This is a genomic window from Flavobacterium microcysteis (genome assembly GCF_006385255.1).
Taxonomy (GTDB): Bacteria; Bacteroidota; Bacteroidia; order Flavobacteriales; family Flavobacteriaceae; genus Flavobacterium; species Flavobacterium microcysteis.
Genome location: NZ_VFJE01000056.1, coordinates 944,715 through 958,590 on the forward strand (window position 1 = coordinate 944,715; position 13,876 = coordinate 958,590).

The 13,876-nt window shown below is 37.0% G+C and carries 15 protein-coding genes; 12 read left to right on the forward strand and 3 right to left on the reverse strand.

Features of this window, described 5'->3' with window-relative positions; all coding sequences use genetic code 11:
• Nucleotides 1-106 precede the first annotated feature (106 nt).
• Together FJA49_RS17750 and FJA49_RS17755 are read left to right on the forward strand one after the other, a co-directional pair.
• Nucleotides 107-559 (forward strand): DUF4442 domain-containing protein, encoded by a 453-nt coding sequence (locus FJA49_RS17750; protein WP_140002814.1) that lies wholly within the window; start codon nt 107-109, stop codon nt 557-559.
• Nucleotides 560-652: 93 nt separating this feature from the next.
• Entirely contained in the window at nt 653-1,558 is a 906-nt protein-coding gene (locus FJA49_RS17755) for a TIGR01777 family oxidoreductase (protein WP_140002817.1), read from the forward strand.
• A gap of 152 nt (nt 1,559-1,710) precedes the next feature.
• Here FJA49_RS17755 and FJA49_RS17760 read toward each other — a convergent pair whose 3' ends face one another.
• Nucleotides 1,711-2,385 (reverse strand): YceI family protein, encoded by a 675-nt coding sequence (locus FJA49_RS17760; RefSeq protein WP_140002820.1) that lies wholly within the window; start codon nt 2,383-2,385, stop codon nt 1,711-1,713.
• A gap of 176 nt (nt 2,386-2,561) precedes the next feature.
• Here FJA49_RS17760 and FJA49_RS17765 point away from each other — a divergent pair, with 176 nt between their 5' ends.
• From FJA49_RS17765 to FJA49_RS17800, 8 genes are all read left to right on the forward strand, one after another.
• On the forward strand, nt 2,562-3,140 hold the full coding sequence (locus FJA49_RS17765) for a nucleotide exchange factor GrpE (RefSeq protein ID WP_140002823.1): 579 nt from the start codon (nt 2,562-2,564) through the stop codon (nt 3,138-3,140).
• A gap of 55 nt (nt 3,141-3,195) precedes the next feature.
• Nucleotides 3,196-4,314, forward strand: a complete 1,119-nt coding sequence (dnaJ, locus tag FJA49_RS17770) for a molecular chaperone DnaJ (RefSeq protein WP_140002826.1) — start codon at nt 3,196-3,198, stop codon at nt 4,312-4,314.
• 193 nt (nt 4,315-4,507) lie between these two features.
• Nucleotides 4,508-5,431, forward strand: a complete 924-nt coding sequence (locus FJA49_RS17775) for an ABC transporter ATP-binding protein (RefSeq protein ID WP_140002828.1) — start codon at nt 4,508-4,510, stop codon at nt 5,429-5,431.
• A gap of 62 nt (nt 5,432-5,493) precedes the next feature.
• A complete protein-coding gene (locus tag FJA49_RS17780) occupies nt 5,494-6,798 on the forward strand; it encodes an ABC transporter permease (protein ID WP_140003034.1) in 1,305 nt (434 codons plus the stop codon).
• Between the two features lie 21 nt (nt 6,799-6,819).
• Nucleotides 6,820-7,983 (forward strand): sigma-54-dependent transcriptional regulator, encoded by a 1,164-nt coding sequence (locus tag FJA49_RS17785; RefSeq protein ID WP_140002830.1) that lies wholly within the window; start codon nt 6,820-6,822, stop codon nt 7,981-7,983.
• Nucleotides 7,984-8,025: 42 nt separating this feature from the next.
• The gene (locus FJA49_RS17790) at nt 8,026-8,661 is read left to right on the forward strand and encodes a DEAD/DEAH box helicase (protein WP_140002832.1); all 636 of its coding nucleotides are present in this window, start codon (nt 8,026-8,028) and stop codon (nt 8,659-8,661) included.
• 20 nt (nt 8,662-8,681) lie between these two features.
• Nucleotides 8,682-8,897, forward strand: a complete 216-nt coding sequence (locus FJA49_RS17795) for a putative signal transducing protein (RefSeq protein WP_140002834.1) — start codon at nt 8,682-8,684, stop codon at nt 8,895-8,897.
• 11 nt (nt 8,898-8,908) lie between these two features.
• Entirely contained in the window at nt 8,909-9,433 is a 525-nt protein-coding gene (locus FJA49_RS17800) for a GNAT family N-acetyltransferase (protein ID WP_140002836.1), read from the forward strand.
• On the opposite strand, the gene FJA49_RS17805 is transcribed toward FJA49_RS17800, so the two are convergent.
• Nucleotides 9,434-10,546 carry an AI-2E family transporter gene (locus FJA49_RS17805; protein ID WP_140002838.1) on the reverse strand — a complete coding sequence of 371 codons (1,113 nt, stop codon included), beginning with the start codon at nt 10,544-10,546 and terminating at the stop codon, nt 9,434-9,436.
• Between the two features lie 156 nt (nt 10,547-10,702).
• Between FJA49_RS17805 and FJA49_RS17810 the strand changes: the two genes are divergently transcribed.
• Both FJA49_RS17810 and FJA49_RS17815 read left to right on the forward strand, forming a co-directional pair.
• Nucleotides 10,703-12,337, forward strand: a complete 1,635-nt coding sequence (locus tag FJA49_RS17810; RefSeq protein WP_140003036.1) for an ABC-F family ATP-binding cassette domain-containing protein — start codon at nt 10,703-10,705, stop codon at nt 12,335-12,337.
• Nucleotides 12,338-12,388: 51 nt separating this feature from the next.
• Nucleotides 12,389-13,471, forward strand: coding sequence for a PAS domain-containing sensor histidine kinase (locus FJA49_RS17815; RefSeq protein WP_140002840.1), 1,083 nt, complete (start codon nt 12,389-12,391; stop codon nt 13,469-13,471).
• A 43-nt stretch (nt 13,472-13,514) separates the two neighbouring features.
• Here FJA49_RS17815 and FJA49_RS17820 read toward each other — a convergent pair whose 3' ends face one another.
• Nucleotides 13,515-13,874 (reverse strand): FEKKY domain-containing protein, encoded by a 360-nt coding sequence (locus FJA49_RS17820; RefSeq protein ID WP_140002842.1) that lies wholly within the window; start codon nt 13,872-13,874, stop codon nt 13,515-13,517.
• Between the last annotated feature and the right edge of the window lie 2 nt (nt 13,875-13,876).

A 13,876-nucleotide genomic window follows, 5' to 3' on the forward strand; every position in this document is an offset into this window, starting at 1 on the left:
TTTTGTCTTTTATCTCTCATCTATTCTCTCTTTTCTATTTTTTTCTTTTTCAACCTCTTTTCCTTCAAATCAATTAATATTTACTATATTTCAAAAAAATAAACAGATGGAATTTACGGCCGGAAAACTCAATAAATTTCTTTTTTTTAAGTTGCCTTCCGCTTTTTTTTGTGGTGTGAGGGTAAAGAAAATCGACTTAGAGCATTGTATCGTTACGGTAAAGCATCGCTGGATCAACCAAAATCCTTTTAATTCGATGTATTTTGCAGTTCAGGCTATGGCGGCAGAATTGTCTACCGGAGCCTTGGTTATGTATCATATAAAAAGAAGTAACAGGAAAATATCCATGCTGGTTGCGAATAACAAAGGAAATTTTACAAAAAAGGCAACCGGAAGGATTGTTTTTACCTGTAAAGACGGTCATCTGATTGAAGATGCAGTCAAACGCACCATCGAAACTGGAGAAGGGCAGACTTTCTGGATGAAATCTATCGGAATGAATGAAAAAGGCGAGCAGGTTTCTGAAATGGATTTTGAATGGAGTATAAGGGTAAAATGATCCGGGACAGTACTTTGCCGTTAAACCTACCTTAATTAACATTTTATTACGCCAATGCACTCGTAAATTTGACATATAGAAAATTTATATGCTATGAAAATTTTGATTACAGGAGCGACGGGTCTGATAGGAACAGAGTTAGTTTCCCTGTTATTGCAAAACGGAATCTCAATCCATTATCTGACCACTTCAAAAAAAGAAATTAAAAACGAACCCAATTACCAGGGCTTTTACTGGAATCCGCAACAAGGAATTATCGATGAAAATGCCTTATTGGGTGTAGATACTATTGTTCATTTAGCAGGAGCTTCTATTTCTATGCGATGGACATCAAAAAACAAACAGGAAATAATTGAAAGCAGGACTTTATCCACCAATTTACTTTATAGGATATTGAAATCGCATCCGCATCAGGTCAAACATATCGTATCGGCATCAGCCATTGGGATTTATCCTGACAGTCTTACCGCTTTTTATACAGAAGATAACAAATCCGTTGACAATTCTTTTTTAGGACAAGTAGTCGCAAAATGGGAAGAAACTGTCGATAATTTCAAGAGATTAAATATAAAGGTCTGCAAAATCAGGACTGGTCTTGTTCTTTCCGAAAAAGGAGGCATGCTGAAAGAACTGCTTAAACCAATAAAAGTGGGAATGGGTTCTGCTTATGGCTCCGGAAAGCAATGGCAGTCCTGGATTCATATGTATGATTTGGCACATTTATATCATTTTGCTATCCAAAACCAATGGGAAGGTGTTTATAATGCCACAGCTCCAAATCCTGTTGACAATCACGAATTGGTGAAAAAGATAGCGGCTATCCTGGAAAAGCCTTTTTTTATGCCCAACGTTCCGGAGTTTCTTCTCAAGGCACTTTTGGGTGAAATGTACATATTGCTGGTTTCAAGCCAGAATGTTAGTTCACAAAAAGCGCAGGACAATGGCTTTGTCTTTAAGTTTAGAACATTAGACAAGGCGCTCGATAATCTTTTGAGCTGATATAAATCAATGAATAATCTCTCTATATAAACTTTGCGACTCTGCGTCTTTGCGTGAAATAATTGCTCGCAAAGACGCAGAGCCGCAAAGCTACCTAAAATAAAAAGAGCCCCATTTCAACAAATGGAGCTCTTTTTGGGGTGAATTAACAATTATTTCTTAGCACTAATGCTAACCTTAAGTTCGATGTCGTCATTGATAAATTTGTCTCCCAGATTGTCAAATACAGATTTTGATCCGTAGTTTACATTCCAAAGTGTTCTGTTGATTGTAAACGGATCGCTGACAAGTGTTACTGTATCTCCGTTAACTGTTACAGTAGCAGGGAATTTTACATTTTTTGTAATGCCTTTCATAGTCAAGTTACCTTCTACAGCTGTTTTTCCGTTTTCAGTCACGGCTTTTGTGATTTCAAAAGTAGACTGCGGATATTTTTTTACGTTGAAGAAGTGATCGTAATCAGCTTCAGTACCGCCGGTTCCTTTTAGGTGACCTTCCAAATCTTCTTTCCCATCACCAGCTTTCAAGTCGGTCACAGTAATTGTATTCATATCAATGGTGAATTTACCGCTATCCAATACATTGTCTTTGATAGAAACTGTTCCATCAGTAAGATTGATTGTTCCGGTATGCTTTCCTGTTGGCTTAGAACCAGTCCAGTCAATTTTGGAGTTTGCGTTGTCTACCTTATAAGATGCTGCTTCACCAGATACTTCTTTTACAGCACCGGCTTCAGTAGTTTCAGCTTCTGCAGCCTTGTCATTTTTACATGAAACTGTCAGGGTTAATGCAGATAAAATTAATAGGGATGCGATACGATTCTTCATAAATTTATTTTTTTAGCATAGCAAACATATCAAATCCAAGCTAGAAATCTCTTAAAATTTTATTAAAATGAAAAAGCTTTTTGGGTTTGCAGTCCAAATTTCTATGAAAAAAAGCGTGACAATTTGACATTTTAAAACAATTGGCAGTACTTTTGCAATCCCTTGAAAAGCAGAAAATGAAATTTAAGAATATATTTAAAAGCAAAAATACTATGAATGCTGAAAATCAAGACAAAGAGCAGGAAATCGATGACGCAACTTTAGAAGCCAACGCAAATGGAGAACAGTTAATTGTAGAAGAATTGAGCGTAGAAGAGCAACTGACCCAAGATTTGGCAGCCGAAAAAGATAAGTTTATCCGTCTTTTTGCAGAATTTGAAAACTACAAAAGAAGAACTGCAAAAGAACGCATCGATTTATTCAAAACAGCTAATCAGGAAGTTCTTCTGGCACTATTGCCTGTTTTGGATGATTTTGACAGGGCTATGATTGAAATTTCAAAATCCGGAGACGAAAGTCTTTTAAAAGGTGTTGAATTAATTCATGAAAAGCTAAAAACAACTTTAGCTTCCAAAGGCCTTGAAGGAGTTGAAGTAAAAGCGGGAGATTCTTTTGATGCTGATTTTGCAGAAGCAATTACGCAAATTCCGGCACCTTCAAATGATCTGAAAGGAAAAATTGTAGATGTTGTAGAAAAAGGATATAAATTGGGCGACAAAATTATCCGTTTCCCTAAAGTGGTAATCGGACAGTAATGACTCGTTATACCACAGCTAATCCCTATGGTATTTCAATGCTAAAAATGAAAAAATGAAACAAGATTTTTACGAAATATTAGGAATTTCGAAATCTGCAGACGCTGCTGCAATCAAAAAGGCATACCGAAAAAAAGCAATCGAATTCCATCCTGATAAAAATCCGGGGAATAAAGAAGCGGAAGAAAATTTCAAAAAAGCGGCAGAAGCCTATGAAGTTTTGAGCGACCCTCAAAAGAAAGCAAAATACGATCAGTTTGGTCACCAGGCTTTTGATGGAGCAGGTGGTTTTGGTGGTGGAAGCATGAATATGGATGATATTTTCAGCCAATTCGGAGATATCTTCGGCAGTGCTTTTGGAGCTGGATTTGGTGGATTTGGCGGCGGAAATTCAGGGCCTCGCAGAGTGAAAGGAAGTAATCTGAGAATCAAAGTAAAAATGACTTTGGAAGAGATTGCCAATGGAGTTGAGAAAAAAGTAAAAGTCAAAAGAAAAGTACAGGCTAAAGGCGTACATTATAAGACTTGCCCAACATGTAATGGTCAAGGACAGGTAATGAGAGTTACCAATACGATTTTAGGAAGAATGCAGTCAGCAACAACCTGTCATACTTGCGGCGGTTCTGGGCAAGTGCTTGAAAGTAAGCCGAAAGATGCAGATGCTCAAGGAATGATTATGGTAGACGAAACCGTTTCTATCAAAATTCCAGCGGGCGTTGTAGACGGAATGCAACTAAAAGTTTCAAACAAAGGAAACGACGCTCCGGGAAGCAACAGCATACCGGGAGATTTGATTGTAGCCATTGAAGAAGTGGAACACGAATTTTTAAAGCGTGAAGGCGAAAACCTACATTTGGACTTATACATAAGTTTTCCGGAAGCTGTTTTGGGTGTCACAAGAGACATCGATGCGGTAAACGGAAAAGTAAGAATTAAGCTGGAAGAAGGCATTCAGTCAGGTAAAATCCTTAGATTGAAAGGCAAAGGAATTCCAAGCATCAACGGTTATGGAAATGGAGATTTACTAGTACATGTAAATGTCTGGACGCCTAAAAACCTAAACAAAGAACAAAAACAATTTTTTGAAAAATCAGTTACAGAAGACAATTTCATCCCAAAACCAGAGAAGAGCGAAAAATCTTTTTTTGAAAAAGTTAAGGATATGTTTTCATAGTAATTCAAATTTTTTTATATTTGGAGATTACTAGGCAACTAGTAATTTTCTTTTTCATAGCAATTTTTCCCATCCTTGTGCAAATAGGGGTGGGTTTTTTTTGAAATTCGCATAAATTTTGCCTTCAAATTCCTTATTTTTACACAGTCGGGGCATAGGTGCCTCATTGAAGAAATAAATCCAAAAAAGCATAATGAGCAACATACTTGAAGTTAAAAATGTAGTCAAGCAATATGGCGATTATACAGCCTTAAATAATGTTTCGCTACAGGTTCCTAAAGGAAGCATTTACGGACTTCTTGGTCCTAATGGCGCAGGGAAAACCTCGCTAATCCGAATTATCAATCAAATAACAATGCCAGACAGCGGTTCCGTTCTTTTGGATGGAGAGCAATTAAAACCGGAACACGTTCAGCACATCGGGTATATGCCGGAAGAAAGAGGCTTATACAAAACGATGAAAGTTGGTGAACAGGCACTTTATTTGGCACAGTTAAAAGGGCTTTCAAAAACAGAAGCCAAAAAACAACTGGATTATTGGTTTGACAGACTTGAAATTCAAGGCTGGTGGAATAAAAAAATTCAGGAACTTTCAAAAGGGATGGCGCAAAAGATTCAATTTGTTGTAACCGTGTTGCACAAACCGAAACTTTTGATTTTTGACGAACCTTTCAGCGGATTCGATCCGGTGAATGCCAATCTGATAAAAGATGAAATCCTGGAACTGAAAAAGCAAGGCGCTACAATTATTTTTTCTACCCACAGAATGGAAAGCGTGGAAGAACTTTGTGATGATATTGCTTTGATTCACAAATCCAATAAGCTCATTGAAGGAAAATTGAACGATGTCAAGAAAGAATACAGAACGAATAGCTTTGAGGTAGGAATCATGACCTCAAATGTAGAAGGATTGATGTATCAACTGACTCAGAAATTTACAGTAGGGCAAACCAACTTCAAGACACTTAACGACGATTTGAAACTGGAAGTACAGATTGGAAACTCTTCTCCAAATGAATTGTTGAATATTCTGACCCAAATGGGACAGGTAACACATTTCGTGGAAAAGATTCCAAGCGTTAATGATATTTTTATTAAGACAGTAAGCGGTAAATAATTGCGGATTGAAAGCATGCAAACATGCCAGAAATCATTAAATCACAAATCGAAAATCTAAAAATGAGTATATTATCACTAATCATAAAAAGAGAATTCGTTGCAAAAGTCCGCAACAAATCATTTATCGTCATGACTTTCTTGAGCCCTTTGCTTATGGTGGGTCTTGTAGCATTTGTAGCCTATCTCAGCACGATGAAATCAGACGTCAAGGAAATTGCAATCCATGACGAATCCAATCTCTTTGTCAAAGAATTCAAGAATTCTGACGAATATCATTATCTCGACCGTTCGAAAGTCGATTTAAAAGTGTTGAAAGATAGCATCGTTGCAGAAAAGTACGAAGCCGTGTTATACATTCCTAAAATGGAAGACAATAAAGAACTGGCTAAAAAAATACAATATATTTCAAACGATAGTCCGAGTCTTTCGTATATAGATGATCTGGAAAGCATTATTGCTCAAAAGCTTACAAAATCAAATTTTGAAAAAGCCAATCTGGATACACTAGCTATCAAAAATGCCGAAGCACAAGTAGATATCAGTCTGGCAAAAGCATCGGGTGAAGAAACGGTAAAAGGATTAAACGAAATCAAGATTTTTATAGGAGCTGCTTTTGGTTACCTGATCATGATGTTTATCATCATTTACGGGAATATGGTAATGCGAAGCGTCATTGAAGAAAAAACCAACCGTATTATTGAAATTATTATTTCATCGGTAAAACCGTTTCAGTTAATGATGGGTAAAATCATCGGGACTTCTTTAGCAGGCGTATTGCAGTTTGTTATCTGGGCACTACTTGGTGGAATCCTATTGTTCGTTGCTTCCGCATTTTTAGGAATCAACATCGGAGCCTCATCATCAATGTCACCGGAAATGATGGCATCAGCTAATGAAGGGATGGCTGCTAATATGCAGTTATATGCCAATGAATTTAGAAACCTTCCAATTGCAACATTGCTGGTTTCCTTTATCATTTATTTTGTTGGAGGTTACTTTTTATACAGTTCTATTTATGCGGCAATTGGTGCAGCGGTTGATAATGAAACCGATTCGCAGCAGTTTCTTTTGCCAATTATACTTCCATTAATGCTTGGCGTTTATGTGGGTTTCTTTAGTGTGCTAAACGACCCACACGGAACAGTCGCAACTGTGTTTTCATTTATTCCGCTTACCTCGCCAATCGTAATGCTAATGCGAATTCCTTTTGGTGTGCCGTGGTGGCAAATAGTTGTCTCTTTGGTATTGCTTTTTGGAACTTTCTTTTTAGTAGTATGGTTTGCCTCAAAAATTTACAGAATCGGTATCTTGATGTATGGCAAAAAACCAACCTGGAAAGAATTGTACAAATGGCTTAAGTATTAAACGCAAAGTAAAAGATTAGATATGCCCAAAATATTGATTATAGAAGACGAAGCTGCCATCAGAAGAGTATTGACAAAGATTCTTTCTGAAGAAAATGATTCGTATGTTGTTGAAGAAGCCGAAGATGGCCAGCAAGGCCTTGAAAAGATTAAAAATGACGATTACGATTTAGTGCTTTGCGATATCAAGATGCCTAAAATGGATGGCGTTGAGGTACTTGAAGCTGTGAAAAAAATCAAGCCGGAAATTCCAATGGTTATGATTTCAGGACATGGCGATTTGGAAACGGCTATTAACACGATGCGTCTTGGAGCTTTCGATTATATTTCAAAACCGCCGGATTTAAACAGGCTTTTGAACACTGTTCGCAATGCGCTGGACAGAAAAAAGCTTGTGGTTGAAAATAAGATACTGAAGAAAAAAGTAAGCAAGAATTATGAAATGATAGGCGATAGTGAAGCCATCAATCATATCAAGCAGATTATAGAAAAAGTAGCCCAAACCGATGCAAGAGTTCTAATTACAGGACCTAACGGTACCGGAAAAGAATTAGTAGCGCACCAGCTTCACGAAAGAAGTGAGCGTTCTGCAGCGCCTTTGATAGAAGTGAACTGTGCTGCGATTCCATCAGAACTGATTGAAAGCGAATTATTCGGACATGTCAAAGGAGCGTTTACCTCTGCTGTAAAAGACAGAGCTGGAAAGTTTGAAGCGGCTGATAAAGGAACCATTTTTCTGGATGAAATTGGTGATATGAGTCTTTCTGCTCAAGCCAAAGTATTGCGTGCTTTGCAGGAAAACATGATTACAAGAGTAGGTGCTGATAAAGATATCAAAGTAGATGTTAGGGTTGTTGCGGCTACTAATAAGGATTTGAAAAAAGAAATCGAAGAAGGGCGATTCCGTGAGGATTTATACCACAGATTGGCTGTTATTCTGATTAAAGTCCCGGCATTAAACGACAGGCGTGATGACATACCTTTATTGATACATCACTTTACCGAAAAAATAGCTAACGAGCAAGGAAATGTACCAAAACAGTTTTCTGATGAAGCGATTGCCCTTCTGAAAGAATACGATTGGACAGGGAACATACGAGAATTAAGAAACGTGGTTGAACGCTTAATCATCCTAGGAGGAAATGAAATTTCCGAAACTGATGTAAAGCTTTTTGCCAGCAAATAATAGGCTTCCCTGAAAAATAGCTCAGGGAGTTATACGATTAAAATGAAACTGAAAAAAATAAACGAAAACCTTCAACGGGCTTTGGTCGAAAACGGCCTTGTTGAAGCCAATGAAATGCAGCAGGAGACTTTTTCAACCATAAAAAGCGGTGCCGATTGCGTAATCATTGCCCCTGCAAAATCTGGGAAAACCACAACATTGGTGCTTAACGTGATCCAAAGGCTTGAAAAAGCTTTTGAAGAATCGCCTAGAGCTCTTATTGTTGTAGAGAGCAAAGAGAAAATGATAGAAATGAAGCAGCTTTTTGAAAAGTTGGGTAACTATACAGACCTTCGGGTGTATGGCGTTCATGATAAAGGTGATATTGATTTCGATAAGAACCATATTTCTCTAGGAATCGATGTTTTGATAGGAACTCCAAACCGATTGAGCGATATGTTTTCATCGGCAGGATTTGATGTAAACCGTTTGAAAATGTTTATCATTGAAAATACTGACGATTTGTTGCGATTGCGTTATGATACCAAACTGGCAAGAATTTCGGAATCGATGGGTAAGACACAAAGGATTTTCTTTTCTGAAAATATCACGGAAAGAGTAGAATTCTTTGCAGACAGAATTATGGTTGAGCCTCTGTTTTTTGAGATGGATGACATAGAGGATGAAGAAACAGAATAAATAACTAAAAAAAAAAAGAAATGGGACTAATGAAAGTATTCTCGGGTAGTGAGGTTATGGCAATAGCTTTAAAAACAAAATTAGAAGAAGCAGGGATTGAGACGCTTATGAGAAATAACAACCAGTCCGCAATTGTCTTAGGAACTGGCGGCAGTATTGCTGTTGAAATTTTTATCGATGAATCGAAATATGGAAAAGCCGATCCGATAATTACAGATTTCAAAATGAATCTTTAAAAAATGGGCCTATGAGAACTTCTTTTGAAACCGAAAGACTGCTGTTGCGTGAGCTGCAGCCTTCTGATGATATAGGTATGTTTGAATTGGATTCCAATCCGGCTGTACATAAGTATCTAGGAAAGAATCCGGTTACTGATATTGAGCAAGTTCGTGAGGCTATTACAAATATCCGACAGCAATATCTTGAAAACGGGATAGGTCGCTGGGCGGTAATTTTAAAAGAAACCGGCGAATTTATCGGCTGGTCCGGATTAAAACGACATAAGAATGTGAACGGACATGATGTCTATTATGATTTGGGTTACCGTTTTATAGAAAAACACTGGGGAAAAGGATATGCCTATGAAACGGCAAAAGCTTTTGTTGATTTTGGCTTTAGTGAAATGAAGCTGAAAAAAATCAACGCCTATGCTGATTTTGACAATTATGCCTCCCGAAAAGTTCTTGAAAAGGCAGGAATGCATTTTGTGAATTTCTTTGATGATGAAGGCGTTCAACAAGCCTGGTATGAAATAAAAAACCCGAATAACTAATTATTCGGGTTCTTCCATTTTTTCAATGATGGCTTTTTCGGTTTCCGTAACAGGAACTTTCGGAACGCTGTCATCTTCTCCCAAAACATAGCCCCATGGCTTAAGTCCGTCAATACGGTCAAAAATCACCTTAAATATGGCAATGATTGGAATAGACAAAAACATTCCTTTGATTCCCCAGATTAATTCTCCCAAAACCAAACCAAGAAGCGCAGTAAGCGTATTTATCTTTACTTTAGAACCTACAATTTTAGGCATGACATAATTGCTGTCAATCAAATGAATCACAAACACGCTGAATATAACCAACAGTACTGATGTTGAATTCATCGTTGAGAAAGTCAGCAATACGGTAAGTATTAGCGAAGTCAATATGCCGATGTATGGGATAACATTAAAAATTCCTGTAATCAATCCCAATAAAAGAGCATATTTTATTCCTATGATTTCAAAAGCGGTGCATGCCAGTACCGATACAATTAGCATTTGGAGAAAAAGCCCAACTATATATTTCTTGACAATATATTGTATGTTGAAAACCACATCATACACAACAGGAGAATGCTCTTCCCGGAATAACGAAACCAAAAAAGTAAGCAGTAGCCTGCGGTGAAGCAATATAAAAAAGGTATATAAAAAGATAAACACCAGAAAAAGCATTACTGACGAAACCGACAATAAAGTCTGTCCTAACAAAGAAGTGCCTTTACTTAAAGCTTCAGTTGTAGCAGAATTGATATAGCTGATCTGTTCGTGATTGTCAATGTTAAAAGTGTCTGAAATCCAATCCTGTAAAGTTGTTGAGGTAGCCAATAACTGTTCCTTGAAGGCTGGCAGGTCGTTGGTCAGGTCGCTCAATTGATTCAAAAGCACATAAGCTACAGACGTAATGGCAAGAAATAAAACCAACAATACGGTTGCCGATGATAAAGAACGTGGGAACTTCCAGCGTTTTTCTAAAAAATTAGCAAACGGAAGCAGCAATAATGAAAATAAAAAGGCAAAAATTAGCGGTGCCAGCAGCGTTTCTCCAATAATAGCAAGATAGAACAGGCAGATGATGGAAACGAGAACATGGGCAAGCCGTGTATAAAAGGGAGTAATTTTAGACATTAGTAAAATCTTTACTATAAATATAAGTCAATTAATTTTGAATTCTCTACAAGGATTAGCAGTTTTTTCAGATTGCCTAATTCCTTAATTGCGTTATCTTTGCACCTTCAAAAATCAGGGAAGCCGGATTTTACAATCAATTTCATAGCAAATCAGATGATTACAGTAAACGATATTTCAGTACAGTTTGGAGGAACCACGCTTTTTAGCGATGTCACTTTTTCTATAAATGAAAACGATAAAATAGCCCTTATGGGTAAAAATGGAGCCGGAAAATCGACGCTTCTAAAAATAATAGCAGGCCAAAACAAACCATCTGGAGGAAGTATCTCTGCACCAAAAGAAGCCACAATCGCTTATCTGCCACAGCATTTGTTGACAAAAGATGGATCTACTGTAATGGAGGAAGCTTCAAAAGCATTCAGTGAAATTTTCAAAATGAAAGCTAAGATTGATGAACTGAACGAACAATTGACTGTCCGTACAGATTATGAATCTGACGATTATATGAAATTGATTGAAAGAGTTTCTGACTTGAGCGAGAAGTTTTATGCGATTGAAGAAGTAAATTATGAAGCGGAAGTCGAGAAAATTTTGATAGGATTAGGTTTCGTAAGAGAAGATTTTGCACGCCAAACTTCTGAATTTTCCGGAGGCTGGAGAATGCGTATCGAATTGGCAAAAATCCTTTTGCAGAAACCAGACTTGATTCTTCTGGATGAGCCTACCAACCACATGGATATCGAATCTATTCAATGGTTGGAAGATTTCTTGATCAACTCAGCTAAGGCTGTCGTAGTTATTTCTCACGATAGGGCTTTTGTTGACAACATCACGAACCGTACGATTGAGGTGACGATGGGTAGAATTTACGACTACAAAGCTAAATATTCACACTATCTGGAATTAAGAAAAGACAGAAGAGTACACCAGCAAAAAGCCTATGACGAGCAGCAAAAAATGATTGCCGACAACCAGGCTTTTATAGATCGTTTTAGAGGAACTTTTTCTAAAACGGATGCCGTACAGTCACGTGTAAAAATGCTTGAAAAATTAGTTATTGTTCAGGTGGATGAAGTAGATACTTCTGCATTAAAACTGAAATTTCCACCAGCAGCCCGTTCCGGAAATTATCCAGTGATTGTAAAAGATTTATCCAAATCCTATGGCGATCACGTAGTTTTCAAAGATGCGAATATCGTAATTGAAAGAGGACAGAAGGTAGCTTTCGTTGGAAAAAACGGAGAAGGAAAATCTACGATGATTAAAGCAATCATGAAAGAAATCGGGATTGATAGCGGTTCTGTAGAAGTAGGGCACAATGCACAGATTGGTTATTTTGCCCAAAATCAAGCTTCTCTATTAGATGAAAATGCTACGATTTTTGAGACTATCGATAATATTGCTGTTGGAGAAGTTAGAACACAAATTAAAAATATCCTGGGAGCATTTATGTTTCACGGAGATGATACTACAAAAAAAGTAAAAGTGCTTTCTGGAGGTGAGAAAACACGTTTGGCCATGATTAAGCTATTACTGGAACCGGTAAACTTGCTGATTCTGGATGAGCCGTCCAACCACTTGGATATGAAAACAAAAGACATCATCAAAGATGCACTTCGTGATTTTGACGGAACCTTGATTTTAGTTTCACACGATCGTGATTTCTTGGATGGTTTGGCAACAAAAGTTTTCGAATTTGGAAACAAGCGTGTGAAAGAACACTTTGAAGACATCAAAGGTTTCTTGGAGCACAAAAAAATGGACAGCCTGCGTGAGATCGAGAAATAATTTCTGATAGATATAATTTATTGATTAAATTGCTTACAAAATCAGAAATATATGATTCCTGACGAAATAAGTCGTTTAAGAAATTCAAGGATAGAACTGCAAGGAGTTGCCGACTTCTTGCCTTATCCGTTTATCATTGCAGAGGTTATAGATAACCAACATCTCAACACCTACTTGAACGAAAAATTTCTGGAAGAAATTGGATATACGCTTGATGAAATTCCAACCATTGAAGCTTGGTATTCTAAAGCCTATCCCAATGACGACTATAGAGATAAAGTCATTTCTACGTGGGATCAGGAAGAAATCTTGTCCCAGCAAGAAGGTAAAGTTTTTGTCAAAAGCAAATCACACGTAACTTGTAAAAACGGGTCGATTAGATGGTATGAAGTGAAAGCTTGTGTTATTAATAAAATACACGTGGTTGCCTTTATTGACTTAGATAAGGAAATCCATTTTCAGGAAGAATTAAAAAACATCAACAAGAATAACGACCGTATGCTGTCTATTTTAGGACACGATTTGCGAAGTCCGGTTGCTAACCTGATGTCGATATCGTCGATGGCGGCAAATACTGAAATTTCAAGTGACGAGTTTGCTTCCCTGATTAAAATGATTAATGAGCAGTCCAAACAAGTATTGGAATTGTTAGACAATACGCTCAATTGGGCGAAGCTGAATTTCAATGCCATAAAATTGAATCTCGTTGAAATTGACTTTCGGGTGGTGATAGCAAATATTCTGGAAATCTATAAATCATCTTATGAAAGCAAGAATATCAGCATTAGTGTTGCCGTTGAAAGCCTTAAAATAAGTTCTGATATTGAAATCGTAACCATAATTATTAGAAACTTGATTTCGAATGCGATTAAGTTTACGCCTCAGAATGGAGCGATTGTTATCGAATCTTTTGGTAATGATTTAAGTGTTAAGGACAATGGAATAGGGATGTCTGAGTCGATGATTAATGACATACTGCAAAATAGTAATTCATCACGAAGAGGAACAAACAATGAGCAAGGAACGGGTGTCGGTTTGCAATTGGTGGTAAATTTGGCCGAAAAAATAAATTGCGAATTAGCTATTCTAAGTGAAGAATCAAAAGGCACGGAAATACGCCTGAAATTTCAATAAATAAAAAAACCGATAATCTTAGACTATCGGTTTTTGATTTTTGCTACTTTATGCCATAAGCATTGGTGTTTAATTCTTTCTTCCAATCTTTTCCAAATTTACCAGATAAATAGGCAAATACATGATGATTGTACATTCTGTAATAATCAAAATCTTTTGTTGCCACACAACCAGAATCATGATAATTGATACCATACTTTTTTTGAAATACTAGATCTTCTTTTTTGATTACGGAAACAATTCCTCCCCGAAGATAAATAGTAATGGTATTGTTTTTAAGATCGTTTTCAAAGTTTGTTTTCGCAGACATGGCAAGGTATTTTGTGCATCCAACTTCATTTTGATTTTGGCCAAATGCAAGTGATGAAATCAATAGTACAATTATATAAATATACTTTTTCATGT